Genomic DNA, 16,407 nt, shown 5'->3' with positions numbered 1-16,407 from the left:
GCGGTCTACGGGGAATTTTTAGAACTTCTCCCATAGAATTTGACGTAGGTGCAGGAGAAAAGCGCAGCAGGTAGTTAACGTTAGGACAACTCATTGACGCAGGCGGATGAACGAAGATCTTCTATCCTTGCGAAATTGCGCTACGGGTTTCTGGCTGGTTGGGCACGGGTATTCAACAAGTATGTGATCAGCATTTGGCTGATATGCTCGGCACTTGCGACACTTACTGGCCCCTTTGGAACCTACGATAATAGAGCATTTGATGAACTGTTTATCGTTTGGAGTATTTTGCTCGCTGGTGGGGTTGTTACAGCATTTGTGACGTTTGAACTATGCGCCGCGCTTTTTCCGCAACTTACCTACAAGCAAACGAATGCAGCATTTATTGTCGTGGGAAGCATCGGAATTACGATTGTAATAGAGAGCTTGCTAGAGCTCATGGTGAATAGTCCAAGCGAGCTCCGCCCAGGTCGGTTTGAGCTTTGGCTTGAGACAACAGCGGTAATCTTGATCATCATCGCCGTTCGCGAGATGATACCAACCCTAAAAGAAGATCATAGCGTCGAAGCTGCCAAAGTTGTCTTGCCAGAAGCAACTCTGCCTGCGCATTCGCGATTAGCTCAGCGTTTGGAAATCGCGCCAGGCACGCGCATTATTCACGTGACTGCAAATGGTCATTTTGTTGAGGTGCATACCTGTCAGCATGTGCGGCGCGTGCGAATGCGTTTTTCTGATGCGGTCGCGGAGCTTGATGAAACGGTCGGCTTGACAGTTCATCGCTCTCATTGGGTTCATCGTGATGCCATTAGAGGATGGGTTCCGAGCAATGTGAAGCCCTATGTCGTTTTAGAAAATGGTAAACAAATTCCAATCAGCAAACCGCATCTAGAACGCGTGGCTAACGCGGACTTGGTTGAGCTCACGGACATGCAAGTTAGTTAACCCCTTTTAGTCACGTGGGTGCAGTCTTTGGGCGCGGTATTGCGTGTGCGCTGCCGTTACCGACCAAGATGCAAATTGCTGGATCGTCTAGAAGTGTCGCTAAGGGGTGTTTCAATACGCTTAGCCCGCCCGTGTATGTCCCGTAGGCAGGCATTACGAGGCGGCGTTCGTCAAATGCAAAGCAGCGGCGTGTAATCCGTGAAGACTTGAGCTTTAGGGAAATTTTCGGATGGAAGTGACCTGATATTTCGCCGCATGCGGGATCATCTGCGATGTGTCGAAACACCAGGCCGTCGCAGGTATGCTCTGCTTGATGACTGCCTCCTAATCCAACAGGGCCGGGGTCGTGGTTTCCCTCAATCCAGATCCATCGGCGACCAGCCTGCATTCGCGTGATCCATGAGCGCGCGTTATCATCGAGATCATTGCCCGCCTGCAAACTGTCAAAGCTGTCACCGAGGCAAATCACGGTTCTTGCCTGCGTTGCGGTAATGTCTTGATCCAGCCTCAACAGCGTGTCGTGAGTTTCGTAAGGGGGGAGTGCAGCCGCGCCTTGGGCGACAAAGCGTTGGGCCTTGCCGAAATGAAGGTCCGAGACGCAAAGGAGGCCCTGCGCAGGCCAGTAGAGCGCGCCAGAGGCAAGGGCGATCAGCTCTGCGCCACGAAATTTGAAGGCATGTTGGCTCATGCGGTGCATCTATCCCAGACCTGCGGCCTCCATCAAGGCGGCAGTCTCTGCGGCCAGCATCCGTTCTTCTGCCGCGCCTTTTACTGGGACGCGGCCCATTTCCAAAAACATTGGAGCGGCGAGCGGTGAAACGCGCTCCAACTTGCGAAAATCAATGCGCTCCTGCGTGCGTTCCAGCATCTCTCGAATGCGGCCAAAATCCACAAGCCCGCGCAGCGTTTCTTGCTTTGTAATGCGCAGCAAAAGATGATCCGGGTCGTATTTATGCAGCGTATCGTAGAGGATGTCAGAGCTGAACGTCGCTTGCCGTCCCGTTTTGCGCTGAGATGGCAGATTGCGTTCAATCAGCCCTGCAATGGTCGCAGAGGCGCGAAAGGTACGTTTGATCAGCGCATTGCCAGCGAGCCATTGATCCAGCCCTTGCTCAAGGCTGGCAGGATCCATCAAAGCAGCCGCATCGGTGACGGGCTCAAGTCCCCAAAACAATGTGGCGTAATCCGTTGCGACAAAGCCCAAAGGATCGTAGCCCAATTCCTCCATCCGCTTTGACAGCAAAAGCCCTAAAGTTTGCTGCGCATTTCGACCAGCAAATCCATAAAGAACCGTGTGCGCACGCCCGTCATGGGGAAAGCTCTCGATGAGAAGCTGGCCTGCGCGTGGCAACACGGAAACCTCTTGTTGGAGCTTAAGCCAATCAACTGTGTGCGCCGGCAGATCGTCAAAATCGCCGCGTTTGAAAATGTCGAGGATGCGCAGGCTGAGCTGTGTCGATGTTGCAAACTTGGTGCCAGAGAATGTCGCGACTTTCGGTTTTTTGTCTGCGCGGCGGCTGACTTGGACTGTCATTTCATGCAACCCCTCATAACGGACAATCTGCCCCCCGATCAGAAAGGTATCGCCGCGCGTGAGGGATGCCGCGAAACTCTCTTCGACCTCGCCCAAAGGCTTCCCGCCGCGCGAACGCTTGAGCCGCACCTTTAGTTTGTCGCTGTCTTGAATCGTTCCGATGTTCATCCGAATTCTCTGAGCGGCTCGCGGATCGCGTAAAATCCAAGCGCCATCAGGGCGTTGCATCAAGCGCTTCCACTTGTCATAGGCCCGCAGTGCGTATCCGCCCGTTGCGCAAAACTCGAAACAGTCATCGAATGTTGCGCGTGAAAGAGCATGATAGGCACCGACGCTTTTGACTTCTGCGTAAAGCTGATCGGTGATGATAGGGCCGCCGCAGGCGCGGATAAGAATGTGTTGGCACAACACATCAAGCGGGCCGGGGCCACGCGGATCGCCGTCAAGTTCACGCTCTTTCACAGCGCCTAATGCCGCGACGCATTCAACGACCTCAAAGCGGTTGGCGGGTACCAAAAGCGCTTTGGACGGCGCATTGTAGCGGTGATTGGCGCGGCCAATGCGCTGGACTAATCGTTTAACATTTTTCGGAGCTCCGATTTGGATCACGAGGTCCACGTCGCCCCAATCAATTCCCAGATCAAGCGAGCCCGTACAGACGATCGCACGCAAGTCGCCGCGCACCATTGCCGCTTCAACGCGCGCGCGTTGCTCTCGGTCTAGTGATCCGTGATGAATGCCAATCGGTAAGCTGTCTTCATTGGCAAGCCATAGATTGTGAAAGAAAATTTCTGCCTGCGCACGGGTGTTGTGAAAGATGAGCGTGGTCTTGTGGGCTTGGATTTGTTCAAGAACTGCGGGAATGGAATAGGCAGCATTGCCACCCGACCATGGGGGCGGCTCATTGATTTGAAGCATTGAAATATCTGGGTCAGGCCCGGGATCTGCGAGAACGATGTCGCAAGGATCAGGGTGACATGCGAGATATCGAGCGATGGCCGCGGGGTCTTCTACCGTTGCCGACAGTCCCACGCGACGCAATTCCGGACATATGCCCTGCAATGCGGACAGGGCTAGCATCAGTTGATCACCGCGCTTGTTTTCGGCCAATGCGTGGATTTCATCAACGACAATACGCTTCAACCCTTTGAACATGCGTGGTGCATCTTCGTAAGAGATAAGCAGCGCAAGGCTTTCAGGGGTTGTGAGCAAGATATGCGGCGGGTCAGCGCGCTGTCGCTTCTTGCGCGTCGCAGAGGTGTCACCCGTTCGATCTTCAATGCGGATGGGTAGGCTTAGTTCTTCGACAGGACGCCGCAGGTTGCGTTTTATGTCGGCTGCAAGCGCTTTAAGGGGCGAGACATACAGCGTGTGTAGTCCGTGCTGATCGCCATCTGCGAGCTCGCTCAGCGTTGGCAAAAAGCCCGCCATCGTCTTGCCGCCACCCGTTGGAGCAATAAGCAAAGTCGCCGGATCATTTGCGCGCGCCAACATATCGCGTTGGTGCGGATGAATGGACCAACCTTGATCGGTGAACCAAGCAGAAATGATAGGATGGAGCGCCTGCATCTGGGTAAGTTACCCTAGAGGTGCAGACGCGCCAGCCTCTATTTCACAATTGTTTCGTCTTTCACGAACATATTCGCCCACGCTCGATCAATGAGTTCTGGGCTCATCTGGTTCGGGATGCCTTCGAACTCGCAAATCGCGATCATCTGATCGATCAAGAAAACTGGCTGATAGTTCGCATAGATGTTGTCGATTGTCGGGTATTTGTCCTGTAGCAAGTGGATCAGGGCATCTTCTTGCAAAGGCACACCCTTCTTGTTTGCGACAAGTGCGAAGATCTTCAGGAAGTTTTCCTGATTTGGACCGTCGATTTTGATCTTGTAGAAAATTCGGCGCAAAGCGGCTTGGTCGAAAATTTCATTCGGATGAAAGTTGGTGGAGAAAATCACCAGCGTATCAAAAGGCACTTCGAACTTCTCGCCCGATTGAAGCGCAAGGATGTCTTTGGCTTCTTCGAGTGGAACAATCCAACGGTTCACCAAAGATTGCGGTGGTTCGGCCTGACGGCCAAGGTCGTCAACGATGAAGATGCCGCCAGTGGATTTCAGTTGAAGAGGGGCCTGATAAGTGCGCGCAGTTGGATTGTAGACCAGATCGAGCATGTCGAGCGACAGCTCACCACCCGTGATCACTGTCGGTCGCTGACACTTTACATAGCGCGTATCGAATTTGGTGCGCCGGCGCAGTTGGTTTGGATCATCGACTTGTTCTTCAACGGCGGAATGAACGATAGGATCATAAACCGTGATGACCTGACCTGCGTATTCGATGGCGCGCGGCACGTAGATTTTGTCACCCATCGCATCGCGAATACCGTTTGAAATAGAGGACTTACCGTTGCCGGGAGGGCCATACATCAGGATTGAGCGGCCAGAGCTGACGGCAGGGCCAAGGTTGCTCAGAAGATCGTCAGGCAAGATCAAATGCCCCATTGCGTCGGTCAATTGACCGCGTGTGATCATGATATTGCGGATAGATTGGCGCTTGACCTGCTCGCGATACACTTCGAGCGGAACAGGCATCGCGCCGAAATATTCAGATTGTTGCAGCGCGTCCATTGTACGCGCTTTGCCTTGATCCGTGAGTTGAAAACCCATCTCTCCGCCGTTGTTCGCGTTGAGCGTTCCCGTTGCTTCCAGCAACTTTTGCTCGCGCGACATGTCGATCAATTCTTGGGTCACTTGCAAGGGTAGGCAGATTGCCTTGGCAATATCGGTGGCCACATCAAGATTTTTGCGAAACATCGTCTTTAGCATGATGTCTCGCATCATAACGATGGAAAGCTTCATGTTTTCCAACCCCTTAGGGGGAGGAGGTGCCATAACCGTGCTGGTTTGCATGTTCATTTTGTTGCCCCGTACCGTGATCGTGTTCAGGTAGGAATAGCGGATAAGTTAGGGCAAATTATGGCGCAAGCGCGGCCAGATCAGACACCAGTGAGCGCGCTCAGGATGAGATAAATCGCAAGCGTTCCGCCCAGCGATAGACCCATCGGAAATTCCCATGTCCGCTCCCAGCTATCCCAAGACGGGGCAAGGCCAGTCATCTTGGTTTTCGCAACCATTCGGTGGGTCATAAAGGCCGCGAGGATATTGGCTGCGAACAGTGCGATGACAAAGCGAAAATCGCTCATTGCAATGAAGGGTGCAGCGGCGGCGGCAAATTTGGCATCTCCTGCTCCGATCATGCCAACCGCGTTCATGAAGAAGCCGATAAAGAGCACGACTAACAAGCTTACGAAGCCCCAAAGGAACATTGTGAATGGCAAGGTCAAAACACCAATGACGATGTAGACCCCAAACATCACTAACACGCACCAGTTAGGAATGCGCATAGCGCGCATGTCTGACCAAGCCACCAAAAAGCAGATCGGAAGTATGAAAGGCAGACTCCAGAGCGCAAAGCGCGCGGAGTTAGTCAGGTCGATGTCCAGAAAATCCAATAGCATCTAACGCGCTCTTAGCTTTGCTCTAGCGCGCGCAGGGAACGCACAGCGGCTTCAAAGTGCTGAGGATGTGTTTCGATCGCATCGCGCAGCAGGGCTTTGGCGGTTTCGATATCACCTTGTTTGACCGCTGACAGGCCAAGCGTGTGCAACAGCTGCGCGCGCTCAATCTGGTCCATTGGAATGACGGGCAATTCGTAGTTTCGCTGAGCGCCGCGTGCGAGCATCAGGTTGTTCTTTGCGGTGAACAATTGCTGGTCTTGTCGGATTGCATCCCCGAACAAACGTTCAGCAGATTTGAATTCGCCGCGTGTGAGCTTGGAATAGCCCCAGTTGTTCATCACGCCTGCAGGTTTGGTCGTTAGGCCAACCGCAGTTTCGTAGAAGCTATCGGCCTTTTTCCACTCGCGATTGCTGTCTGCGATCATCGCTTCCAAGCGGTAGCGTTTGTAAGTCTCATGTGTTGGCGGGATTTGGTCAAGCACAGCTTCTGCGCCTTGCCAGTCATTGTTACGAATTTTTGCATCCGCAAGATCAACTTGATCCGCTTCATTTGAATCAGGGTGCTTGACGACGTTTTCCCATGCGCCCACGGCTTCGGTCACGCGGCGCGCGCGCACAAGCGAGCCTGCGAGGCCCCGCTGGTGATCAATCCGTTTGGGATCATCTTCAACAGCGCGTTGGAAATACGAGACAGCCTCATTCGGATCAGCGACGGTCAACATGACGTCGTTGAGATTGCTCTCGTCAATAACGTTTATTCCAGCAACCTTGCGGTTGACGGTATCTTCACTGTGTTTGTTACACGCTGCCGTCGCAACGATGCCCAACATGCACAGCGAAAAAAGGAAAGGGTGGCGCATTTTTCTGCGTCCTTTTACTGCTCTTGCCTCTGTTCGTCATGGTGTCTTACGGATCAGGAAGTCACTCGATCCCCGTCGCACCAATTTATAGTCTTGTTCTTGCGGATCACCGTAGTCGGTATTTTCCAATTTTGCGAGCGCAATTCTGAGATTTTCGCGGACTGAGTCACTTCTGCCATTATCAAGCGCAAAGGCCTTGCGGAAAATCTGCGTCGCTTCGGCGGTTTTGCCGCGCTCCATCAGGACAACTCCAAGATTATTCCAATCTTCAGGGGTCGCATCTTCGGCGTTTGTTGCACGCCGCAAAAGGCTTTCGGCTTGTCCTAAACGCCCAAGACCGAGGTTGGCAGACGCCATCGCCGAGATGATCTCGGTCGTTAACCCTTGATCCGCAGCCGCGCGGCGAAAGGACTTCAGCGCGAGTTCATATTCACCAACGCCAGTTAAGCGATGGCCGACAACCAGTGGATCTTCGCCCTCTGCATTGCGCTTAATAGATGGTGCATAGGGGCTTTCTTTGTTTGGCCCCAATGACGTGCCAAAGCCGCCCGAAGAACAGGCGGCCAAAGCAAGGCTTGCGACAGTGCAGAGCAGGGCGTTTGCCCTACGCGAATGCGACATGTCCTATTTTCCCATATTACCCAATTCCATAATGCCAACGGCTGAGGGGCCCACAAGAATGAGCAACAGCGGCGGCACAGTTAGCATCATTGTGGCAAGGGTCATCTTGGTTGGCAACTTGTTTGCCTTTTCTTCGGCGCGCATCACGCGTTTGTCACGCATTTCGCCCGCATAAACCCGTAAGGCTTCGGCAATCGAGGTGCCAAAGCTGGTCGATTGTATCAAAACAGTCACAAAGCTTGCGACGTCCTGCACGCCGCAGCGTTCGGACATATCGTTTAAAACCATGATCTTGTCTTTGCCGGCTTTCATTTCCTGAGCCACGATTTCAAACTCATCGGCAAGGAACGGGTAGGAATGGTGTAGCTCTGCCGCAACGCGAACAATTGATTGATCAAGTGACTGACCCGCTTCGACACAGACCAGCATCATATCAAGGCTGTCTGGAAATCCGCTTTCAATTTGCTCTTTACGCGCATCGATACGGCGGGTGATCCAGTATTTTGGCAGCATGTAACCTGCGCCGCCCGGGCCAAGCACATACATCAACATTTTCTGGGTGCTGACGTTCTCGCCGCTTATCGCCAGCGTGTAATACAAAAGACCGAGGACAAGAAAGCCGATCCCCAAAGCAAATTGCATGAAGTGGAACATGCGCACGGCATCTTTGTCGCGATAGCCCGCTTGGATGAGCTTTAGACGAATAGCGGAGTATTCTTCTTCGTTTTTTGGCTCAAGCAGCTTGGCGTATTTACCAAGCTGTTTGTTGCCCTTCGCCTGACGCAAGCGTTGTCGCTCTTCGCCCGAACCCAATTTGCTTTTGCCTTGTTCCTTGAGCTTGTCGAGGGGGTCGGCCTCTTTCGACATGATAAAAGGAATGGCAAGAAGTAAGAGCAAACCGCCCAGCACCCCAAGCAGCACAAGCTGCGCTTGAGCGCCGAAAGTTGCGAACATCATGTCCATGAAGTTGTTGAAAAAGTTCATAGTCTGAGCCTTAAACCTTAATGTTCACAAGGATACGCATAACGATTAGGTTAACGCCGAGAAATGCTGCTACGAGGAAACATCCATAGATGAAGTAAGGGTGGTCGATAACCGGATCATAATAATTCGGATCGCCAAGATTGATCGCAACAAGTGCCATCAGCGGGAAGCTGGACAGGAACTTGCCTGACCACTGCGCTTCTGCCGTAATTGCTTTCACGCGGCGGAACAAACGGAACCGCGCGCGGATCACTTGGGCGAGACCTGCGAGAATTTCGGCCAAGTTACCACCAGATTGCTGCTGGATGGTCACGGCAACCGCAAGAAAGCGCAAATCTTGATTGTCCAAACGTTCTGCCATTGATTTGAGCGCCTCGCCAACATCACGGCCGTAGGCGCTTTCGTCAGCGATCACGCCCATTTCAGAAGCCAACGGATCTTGTACCTCTTTGGAAACGATCTGAACGGCGGATGAAAATGGGTGCCCGACACGAAGGGAGCGCACCATCAATTCAACAGCGTCTGGCAATTGCTCTTCCAGCATCGCCATGCGTTTTTTCGCCTTGTGGCCAACCCACATGAACACGCCGCCAACGCCAATGCCAACCGACGCAATAATGCGGATAGGCAGCCCGGTTTCTGTGCCAATCGTCAGGCCAAAAAACGCAAACACGCAAAGACCAGCCATGATCATCATCAACTGTTTAGGCGTAAAGGCGATTGCAGCTTTGTTCGCTTTGTCCGCAAGCATAGAATAAAGCGGGATAGAGCGTCCCTTGATATGCTGGTTCATCTCCTTGCGGAGTTTATCTAGAACCTCTTCGCGGTTCCCGCCTTTTTCAAGCATTTCAAGACGGCGATTTACCCGATTGTTCAGCGAAATAGAACGCCCGAACATGGTCAAATAGACGCCCTCGACCAAGACAAGAACGCCAATAAAGACAAGGCCGTAGATAATCGGTTCGGCTGTAAGGCTCATAGGGTTATCCTTCGAGTTTCGTGGGCTCGTAAATGCTGGTCGGTAGATCATATCCCCACATACGGAAGCGTTCAGCGTAGTGGCTACGCACGCCTGTTGCGGTAAAATGACCGATGATTTTGTTCTCGGGCGTTAGGCCGACGCGTTGAAAGCGGAAGAGTTCTTGCATGGAAATGACTTCGCCTTCCATACCCGTGATCTCGGTGATGGAGGTCATGCGGCGCGATCCATCCTGAAGGCGCGATGCCTGCACAATGAGGTTCACAGCGGAAGAAATTTGGCTACGCATCGCTTTGAGGGGCATTTCAATACCCGACATTGCAATCATGTTTTCCAAACGTGACACACCATCACGCGCAGAGTTGGCGTGGATCGTCGTCATCGATCCATCGTGGCCAGTGTTCATCGCTTGTAGCATGTCGATCACTTCTTCGCCACGCGTCTCACCCACGATGATGCGATCAGGTCGCATACGAAGGGCGTTTTTCAAACAGTCGCGCGGGCTGACTTCGCCTTTACCTTCCACGTTCGGTGGGCGGCTTTCCATTCGGCCAACATGGGTCTGTTGAAGCTGGAGTTCGGCGGTGTCTTCGATCGTCAAAATCCGCTCGGCGTCGTCAATGAACGACGAGAGAGCGTTCAAAGTGGTTGTTTTACCAGAGCCAGTACCACCCGAAACGATGACATTCAGACGGGTTGCAACAGCTGCTTGAAGGTAGGCAGCCATTTCTTCGGAGAACGCGCCGAAGTCTACCAGATCATCAATGCCAAGCTTGTCTTTCTTAAATTTACGAATGGAAACAAGGCTTCCATCAACCGCAACAGGGGGCACCATTGCGTTGAAACGCGAGCCGTCTTTGAGGCGGGCGTCAACATAAGGGTTGCTTTCGTCGACACGGCGGCCAACGGCGGAAACGATCTTGTCGATGATCCGCAGTAGGTGCTTTTCGTCTTTGAAGGTCACATCGGACAATTGCAGTTTACCGTGTTTTTCAACAAAAACCTGCTGTGGCCCGTTCACGAGAATATCGTTGACGTCATCGTCTTTTAACAAAGTTTCCAAAGGGCCAAGGCCCGTCACTTCGTCAAAGAGGTCCTGGCTAAGACTTGTGCGATCTTCGCGGTTAAGAACAATGCCTTTTTCCTGCAAGACCTCAGCGGCAATCGCATTGATTTCATTGCGAAGATCAGACTCTGTCGCATTCTCAAGCGCTGCCAAGTTGAGGTTGTCGAGCAATTCGCGGTGTAGCTCTAGCTTGATTTCAGCGAGGCGTTCTTTGCGCTTTTTGTCCTTATCCGCAGTGACGCTTTGCGCAGGCGCTTTCGGCGCCGGGCGGCGCATGGTCACGCTGGGGGTTGGCTGCGCGGCTTCTAAAGAACTGGGCGCTGCTAAGGCTGCGTCTTCGACAGGTGCTGGCGTTGCGGCCTCTGGTTTTTTATATCTGGAAAACATCCCGAAGTGTCCCCTTAAGCGGCTGTGTCTGTTTGTTGGCTGAGCTCATGAAGAGACGCCGCGAGTTTGTTAATTTCTTTGCGAAGCACATTTTTGCCCGCAGTCACCGCGAGCGGTTGACCGTGATCTGCACCGTTAACCACTTGTTTTCCGCCATCCGGCAGTTGCACTTCAATCGTGATGCCAAGGCTCTCGGCGAGACGCTTTACTCGGGTCTTGCCGTTCAAGTCGGTGAACTTTGGTGCGCGGTTCAGAACAAAACGCATTTTTTCAAATGGCAGGTTCTCGGATTGAAGTGCGCGCTTCATACGCAAGGCGTTCTGGGCCGATCGCATATCCATTTCGAGCGTCGCAAAGTAGATATGTGAGGCATTCAAGACTGTTTCGGTCCACTGAACGAGGGTCGTTGGCATGTCCACGATGACATAGTCAAAATGGGCCTTTGCTAGATCCAAGATCGCTTCGATGTCTTCAGGACGGATCATATCCAGTGGGATCACATCCGCCGGAGAGGTCAGAGCATGCAGCACCTCATCGTGCGTCAGCAAGGCTTGGGCAAAGCTCTCTTCGTCCATGTTTTCTGTGTCGGTCAGCAGTTCGAACACTGCATCTCGGCGCTGTAGGTCGAGGAAGGTGGACACTGATCCGAATTGGAGATCAAAGTCGAGAATGCAGACCTTCGGTGACTTTTCTTTGTTCAGCGTTGCCAATTCCCATGCAAGGTTGACCGCTAGGGTCGTGGCACCGGTTCCACCAGCAAGGCCATGAACCGCAATAATTGACCCGTTCTGACCTCCGCCGCCTTGCAAACTTGCGCGCGCATCAGGCTGGACGTCATTGGCCACGGGCGCAGGTTTGCGCAGGCGTTCAACAGCGTTTCGCAACTCGTTTTCAGGAAGCGGGTAGGGGATAAATTCATCAGCACCGCCGCGCAAAAGTTGGTGAAGCGAGGCAGGCGTTACATCTTCGGCAATCACGATAACCTTGATCTCACGCGATTTCGCCGCGGTGATCACTTGCTCAAGAAGCGGCAGGTTCTCTTCGTCCTCATAATCAATCGTCAAAGCGATGAATTCGAGACCACGTGGCTGAAGTTGCTGGATAAAGGCAATGGAATCAGCAAAGCCCAGATCGCCCCAAGCTTCTCCCATAACGGCTTCCATATCTTCGATAAGAAGCTCGAAATTCTGAACGTCTCTGCTGATGGTGCACGCTCTGAGCGCGGTATCATCAACATGCTGTGTGTCACTACCTGACATAACCTAAATCCTGTTTGGCGATATCGCAGTTTGCGTTTTGCAAATGCTGTGTCGCTCTCTTTCTTATGCAGGACACACTTGCCCCGCTGAGACAGATATCTAGGTCAATCTAGGCAACATTAGGGCCGAATGAGCGCGATTGTGCGAAGACAAAAAACAAGCGGCCTTATCGCTAGGGCCGCTTGATTTCTGTCGAGGTGTTTATAGTGTCTATTCGGATTTTGTTGATCCGGATCGGCCTGGCTGCCAGACCGATTTGGCGGTTCCGCTGGCGACATACTCGCGATAGATAATTTGCGCATATTTGCCATCCATAACCGTTGGGTGGCTGCCCACAAAGCCGCTGACTTCGGTGACAGTTCGGCGATTGCGCCGCTCGCGACCTTGGCTGACGACCAATGGCTGTTCTTCACCAAATGAATCAACGGCCTCAAGTCGTGCTTTCCCAATGCCTTGAGACGCCAAGTAATTTACGACAGCGCGCGCGCGCCGCAAACCAAGTGATTTGTTCGAGCTGTTGCTACCAACTGCGTCAGCATGACCGTAAACGCGGAAGCGCACTTCAGGGAACTGACGAATCCATGCCGCCTGTTCACGCAATGTATCGCGCGCACCGCCATCAAGTTCGGCGCTGCCGAAGGCAAAATGTACAGTTGTCAGCACTTCATTGGCAAAACGGGAAGACAGATCATAGGCGTATTGCTTTTCGCCATTCATAATCTGCGTGTTGTTCATCGTGGCGTTGCCGAATGTTCCTGAATCGAGCAGGGAGCCTGCTTCGTTGCCGAAGGAGCTATAGACTGGGTCACCAGAATTGCAGCCCGCCAGCAAAGCGGCGGAGCTAATCAAGATGGCTGCGTATGTGTGAGAGGTGCGCTTTGCCATAATCAGTCCATTACGTATCCGTATGAGCCTGTGAAGTCTTGTCGAGCAACTTCAGCAGCTGCGCCCTTCTTAGGACGGCGCGAGTCTCCTGTCACCCGTCCAAATAGAAAGAGATCTTTTTCTGTCGGAGGGCTGACCCGATCGGTTGGCAAAGCAAGGGCTTCGCCGCGCGTAGGTGTTACCAAATGTGGAGTGATGATGATGACCAGCTCAGATTGGCTACGGCTATAATCGGCGCTACGGAAAAGTGCGCCTAGGACCGGAATATCGCCAAGCCACGGCACTTGTCCGTTCAGGTCTGTGAAATCATCTTGCAAAAGTCCAGCAATAGCAAAGCTCTCGCCATCACGCATTTCAACGGTTGTCGTGGTGCGGCGAGTCTTTAATGCGCTGATGCTAAAGCCATTGGTCGTGACGCCGTTTGACGGATCGAGCGATGATACAGATGCGCCAAGTTCAAGGTTGATAACTTTGTCATCCAGAACGCGTGGGATGAATTTGAGGTCAACGCCAAAGGGTTTGAACTCAACCGAAACAGAACCGTCCGCCTGAACAACTGGAATCGGAAATTCACCGCCTGCAAGAAATGTTGCTTCTTGCCCAGAAAGGGCCGTTAGGTTTGGTTCGGCCAATGTGCGCACGACGCCTTTGCTTTCTAGGGCTTCAAGCAAAATGCCAACTTCCAAGCCGCCAGCGTTAAAGCCAAACAAGGTCGCACCATTATTCGAATTCGCAGTAGGCAGTGTGCCAGCTAGGCCCGCAGTTTGCGCGCCTGTTGTATTCAATGTTCCCGTTCCGCCAGACACGCCGAGGTTGCCACCAAGACTGCTGCCACCAAGGGCAAGTGAGGAGCTAAGTGATTTTGAAACCGAACGCTGCATTTCAGCAAAGCGAACCTTTAGCATCACCTGCTGAACGCCGCCGACCGTGAGCAAGTTGGTTACACGCTCAGGCGCGTAACGCTGCGCGAGGTCCATAGCGCGATCAACTTTGCCTGCACTAGAAACCGTACCCGACAGAACAATACCGTCGTTTGCTGTGCGGACTTCGATTTTTTCGTTAGGCAAAATCTGACGCAACCGTTCTTTAAACTCGCTCACATCTGCCGAGACGCGCACGTCAACGTTGGTAATCAAACGACCCGCTTCATCCAGCAATGTTAGCGTCGTTAGACCCGGCGACTTGCCGAGGACATAGACGGTTCTATCAGAAAGCGTGGAAATGTCAGCGATGGAAGGGTTAGCGATGCTCAGCTCCGCAAAGGGCACGTCGCTTTCTACAACGACCGCGCGATTCATCGGGATGGGCAGCGTAGAGCTGCTACCAGATCGCACAATGCGCAGAGTATCCGCATGCGCTGGTGCGACGGATGCAGTGAATAAGACAGCGCAACCCAAAAGGGTTGCCCGTAATGCGTTCAACTTTTTCATGTGACCTGCCTCTCCGATCACGCCTCAGGAGCAGGTCTATCGCCTGCTTTAACCAGCAAGATGCGCGACTTTGGTTTTTATTGCAAGAATCAATGACTTCTGATGTGTCCTTGCTGTGTGTCTTAAGCAACATAGGTGCAAAGCTCTGGCATCGCGACCGCGTTGCCAGAGCTCATTTGTTTAAGATCCTTCAGCGCAAGGGATCGGCATATTGACGGTTTCGCCGCCTTTTCGCATGCGGATGGTGCAGACCTTTTTCGTAGGTTGCTGCGCTACAGGTTGTGCATCCTCGATGCCAAGCAACTGTTTCTGGTCTACTTCGATCAGACCAGCGACATTGGTGTCGCCTTGACCGACGAGTGACAAGTTAAGGCGACCCGTGCTCTGAGCCTGCGTGAGCGAGGCACCTTGTAGCTTGGTCACTGCAACCGTAACGGTACGTGCAATTGAGGAGGTTTGGATCTCTTCGTTCGAACTTTGATCAATCGCGATGATCTTTACCGCGTTTTCGATCAGGCGAGTCACCGTGCGTTGGTTGCGATTGTCAGAGCCTTGAACCTTACCCGTCCAATATACATCCACGCTGTCGCCTGGGCGCAAAAAGCCTGACACGCCCGAAGACACGTCAACTTTTATCGTAAAGGCGCTTTGCCCTTCTTCCAGGCGCGATTGTAGGCCGACTTCTTTACCGGGTTCGGTTATTTTAACGGCTAGAATAGCCTCGAATTTCTCTGTGGCGCGCATAACGTAGCGCTTTCCGGTTTTGTCTTTCGGGAATAGTTCTTCAACAGAGGTGAATATCCCTTCGGGCAACGCGTTTTGCGGCCATTGCGCGACAACAATGTCTTTCAGTAACAATTCGTCGCCGTAAGACAGTTTTTTGTTGGCGACAAAAACGCCAACGGTCGGCACGGTTGGTGTTTTGTTGGCCTGAGCGAGGCGCAATGCATCTTTTTGCTCGTTCACATAGGTTTGCGTCATGTGAACCGCAAAGCCAGCTAGGGCAATTCCAATCAGCAAAACGACACCAAAGATCATACGCATGTTATTACCCTTTCAACTTATAGCCCCAAATTGGGTAGGGGGTGGTTCAACCGTAGTTAATGCGCCCAGTTAGAAGAGCGGCCCAGCAAGAGCAGCTTTTTCTGTTTTGAGCGGTTCGCGATCAGCATTTCACTTTGGGTGACACGCTGATGCGCTGATTTTAGTTCAACTTATTCGCTGATCGACACGTTGCCGACAGTCATGCCGCTTAGCGTCGTATCTGTGCTTGCGGTGAGCGTGCCAGTACCACTGCTGATCGTCGCATAGGCCGCGACCGCGAGGCCAACAACCGCAGCTGTAAGAACAACCCAATCAACGGTAACAGCGCCGTCTTCATGGGAGATGAAATTTGAAAAAGAGTGCAGCATTTTATTCTCCGTTCCTCCGAAACTGGAGGGTCTAGTTAAGCGGACCTTCATATCAAATCCGGGGGGGTCACAATAAATATCCGTAAGGACAAAATGTGGCATGAATGGGGTCGAAACAGGGGGAGTTGTTGACCGTACCAGTAAAGCAAGGTGACCTGGCTTCACCAAAAACGGCCCATCCTTCGGAAGGAAGAATGAGCCGTCTAAGTAACGTGCAGCTAAGCTGCGATCACTAATTACTCAGCCGCTGGCAGTGCAACTGCACCAACAGTCATGCCGGACAATGTTGTGTCTGTAGACGCTGTCAAGCTGGACGCACCAGTCTGGATCGAGCCATATGCAGCAACTGCAAGGCCAACAACTGCAGCTGTAAGAACAACCCAGTCAACTGTTACTGCGCCGTTTTCGTCACGTGCGAATGCTTTGATGAAGTTAGTCATGTTGTATTCCTTCTAGGGATCAGTTTTCAGTTTGCGTCAAGTTCAGGGTTGTTCAGCGCCGCCTCTCACCTCGGTGCTGCCCGTCGTTCGA

General features: G+C 52.7%; 16 protein-coding genes. 1 reads left to right on the top strand and 15 read right to left on the bottom strand.

What is annotated here, in order from left to right; translation table 11 throughout:
* The first annotated feature begins 93 nt into the window (after window positions 1-93).
* Window positions 94-942, top strand: a complete 849-nt coding sequence (locus ACRBCU_RS13355; RefSeq protein ID WP_431365886.1) for a LytTR family DNA-binding domain-containing protein — start codon at window positions 94-96, stop codon at window positions 940-942.
* Between the two features lie 10 nt (window positions 943-952).
* Here the strand turns inward: ACRBCU_RS13355 and pdeM are convergent, their stop codons facing one another.
* The 15 genes from pdeM to ACRBCU_RS13280 all read right to left on the bottom strand — a co-directional run bounded on the left by pdeM (window position 953) and on the right by ACRBCU_RS13280 (window position 16,316).
* On the bottom strand, window positions 953-1,630 hold the full coding sequence (gene pdeM, locus ACRBCU_RS13350; RefSeq protein ID WP_431365885.1) for a ligase-associated DNA damage response endonuclease PdeM: 678 nt from the start codon (window positions 1,628-1,630) through the stop codon (window positions 953-955).
* A 9-nt stretch (window positions 1,631-1,639) separates the two neighbouring features.
* Window positions 1,640-4,045, bottom strand: a complete 2,406-nt coding sequence (locus ACRBCU_RS13345) for a ligase-associated DNA damage response DEXH box helicase (protein WP_431365884.1) — start codon at window positions 4,043-4,045, stop codon at window positions 1,640-1,642.
* 38 nt (window positions 4,046-4,083) lie between these two features.
* Complete coding sequence (locus ACRBCU_RS13340) at window positions 4,084-5,391, bottom strand: ATPase (RefSeq protein WP_431365883.1); 1,308 nt, start codon at window positions 5,389-5,391, stop codon at window positions 4,084-4,086.
* A gap of 80 nt (window positions 5,392-5,471) precedes the next feature.
* The gene (locus tag ACRBCU_RS13335; protein WP_431365882.1) at window positions 5,472-5,993 is read right to left on the bottom strand and encodes a prepilin peptidase; all 522 of its coding nucleotides are present in this window, start codon (window positions 5,991-5,993) and stop codon (window positions 5,472-5,474) included.
* A gap of 11 nt (window positions 5,994-6,004) precedes the next feature.
* Entirely contained in the window at window positions 6,005-6,853 is an 849-nt protein-coding gene (locus ACRBCU_RS13330) for a tetratricopeptide repeat protein (protein ID WP_431365881.1), read from the bottom strand.
* A gap of 36 nt (window positions 6,854-6,889) precedes the next feature.
* Complete coding sequence (locus ACRBCU_RS13325) at window positions 6,890-7,474, bottom strand: tetratricopeptide repeat protein (protein ID WP_431365880.1); 585 nt, start codon at window positions 7,472-7,474, stop codon at window positions 6,890-6,892.
* Window positions 7,475-7,477: 3 nt separating this feature from the next.
* On the bottom strand, window positions 7,478-8,458 hold the full coding sequence (locus ACRBCU_RS13320) for a type II secretion system F family protein (RefSeq protein WP_431365879.1): 981 nt from the start codon (window positions 8,456-8,458) through the stop codon (window positions 7,478-7,480).
* Window positions 8,459-8,468: 10 nt separating this feature from the next.
* The gene (locus ACRBCU_RS13315; protein ID WP_431365878.1) at window positions 8,469-9,437 is read right to left on the bottom strand and encodes a type II secretion system F family protein; all 969 of its coding nucleotides are present in this window, start codon (window positions 9,435-9,437) and stop codon (window positions 8,469-8,471) included.
* Window positions 9,438-9,441: 4 nt separating this feature from the next.
* Window positions 9,442-10,890, bottom strand: a complete 1,449-nt coding sequence (locus tag ACRBCU_RS13310; protein WP_431365877.1) for a CpaF family protein — start codon at window positions 10,888-10,890, stop codon at window positions 9,442-9,444.
* Between the two features lie 14 nt (window positions 10,891-10,904).
* Entirely contained in the window at window positions 10,905-12,149 is a 1,245-nt protein-coding gene (locus tag ACRBCU_RS13305; protein ID WP_431365876.1) for an AAA family ATPase, read from the bottom strand.
* Window positions 12,150-12,359: 210 nt separating this feature from the next.
* Window positions 12,360-13,034 (bottom strand): OmpA family protein, encoded by a 675-nt coding sequence (locus ACRBCU_RS13300; protein WP_431365875.1) that lies wholly within the window; start codon window positions 13,032-13,034, stop codon window positions 12,360-12,362.
* Window positions 13,035-13,036: 2 nt separating this feature from the next.
* Window positions 13,037-14,464, bottom strand: coding sequence for a type II and III secretion system protein family protein (locus ACRBCU_RS13295; protein WP_431365874.1), 1,428 nt, complete (start codon window positions 14,462-14,464; stop codon window positions 13,037-13,039).
* A gap of 180 nt (window positions 14,465-14,644) precedes the next feature.
* Entirely contained in the window at window positions 14,645-15,508 is an 864-nt protein-coding gene (gene cpaB / locus ACRBCU_RS13290; RefSeq protein ID WP_431365873.1) for a Flp pilus assembly protein CpaB, read from the bottom strand.
* Between the two features lie 170 nt (window positions 15,509-15,678).
* Window positions 15,679-15,876: a hypothetical protein gene (locus tag ACRBCU_RS13285; protein ID WP_431365872.1), complete on the bottom strand. Its 198-nt coding sequence runs from the start codon at window positions 15,874-15,876 to the stop codon at window positions 15,679-15,681.
* A 236-nt stretch (window positions 15,877-16,112) separates the two neighbouring features.
* Entirely contained in the window at window positions 16,113-16,316 is a 204-nt protein-coding gene (locus ACRBCU_RS13280; RefSeq protein WP_431365871.1) for a hypothetical protein, read from the bottom strand.
* Between the last annotated feature and the right edge of the window lie 91 nt (window positions 16,317-16,407).

The organism is Planktotalea sp. (assembly GCF_050633725.1).
Lineage (GTDB): Bacteria > Pseudomonadota > Alphaproteobacteria > Rhodobacterales > Rhodobacteraceae > Planktotalea.
The sequence above is the reverse complement of the archived record's forward strand: the minus strand, read 5'-3'. Positions and strand labels throughout refer to the sequence as shown.

Excerpts from the sequence above, each read along its gene's own strand:
- ACRBCU_RS13310 (WP_431365877.1), bottom strand. The coding sequence starts at position 10,890 with ATGTTTTCCAGATATAAAAAACCAGAGGCCGCAACGCCAGCACCTGTC.
- ACRBCU_RS13330 (WP_431365881.1), bottom strand. The coding sequence starts at position 6,853 with ATGCGCCACCCTTTCCTTTTTTCGCTGTGCATGTTGGGCATCGTTGCG.
- ACRBCU_RS13300 (WP_431365875.1), bottom strand. The coding sequence starts at position 13,034 with ATGGCAAAGCGCACCTCTCACACATACGCAGCCATCTTGATTAGCTCC.
- ACRBCU_RS13285 (WP_431365872.1), bottom strand. The coding sequence starts at position 15,876 with ATGCTGCACTCTTTTTCAAATTTCATCTCCCATGAAGACGGCGCTGTT.
- ACRBCU_RS13345 (WP_431365884.1), bottom strand. The coding sequence starts at position 4,045 with ATGCAGGCGCTCCATCCTATCATTTCTGCTTGGTTCACCGATCAAGGT.
- ACRBCU_RS13320 (WP_431365879.1), bottom strand. The coding sequence starts at position 8,458 with ATGAACTTTTTCAACAACTTCATGGACATGATGTTCGCAACTTTCGGC.
- ACRBCU_RS13335 (WP_431365882.1), bottom strand. The coding sequence starts at position 5,993 with ATGCTATTGGATTTTCTGGACATCGACCTGACTAACTCCGCGCGCTTT.
- ACRBCU_RS13295 (WP_431365874.1), bottom strand. The coding sequence starts at position 14,464 with ATGAAAAAGTTGAACGCATTACGGGCAACCCTTTTGGGTTGCGCTGTC.
- cpaB (WP_431365873.1), bottom strand. The coding sequence starts at position 15,508 with ATGCGTATGATCTTTGGTGTCGTTTTGCTGATTGGAATTGCCCTAGCT.
- pdeM (WP_431365885.1), bottom strand. The coding sequence starts at position 1,630 with ATGAGCCAACATGCCTTCAAATTTCGTGGCGCAGAGCTGATCGCCCTT.
- ACRBCU_RS13280 (WP_431365871.1), bottom strand. The coding sequence starts at position 16,316 with ATGACTAACTTCATCAAAGCATTCGCACGTGACGAAAACGGCGCAGTA.
- ACRBCU_RS13305 (WP_431365876.1), bottom strand. The coding sequence starts at position 12,149 with ATGTCAGGTAGTGACACACAGCATGTTGATGATACCGCGCTCAGAGCG.
- ACRBCU_RS13315 (WP_431365878.1), bottom strand. The coding sequence starts at position 9,437 with ATGAGCCTTACAGCCGAACCGATTATCTACGGCCTTGTCTTTATTGGC.
- ACRBCU_RS13325 (WP_431365880.1), bottom strand. The coding sequence starts at position 7,474 with ATGTCGCATTCGCGTAGGGCAAACGCCCTGCTCTGCACTGTCGCAAGC.
- ACRBCU_RS13340 (WP_431365883.1), bottom strand. The coding sequence starts at position 5,391 with ATGAACATGCAAACCAGCACGGTTATGGCACCTCCTCCCCCTAAGGGG.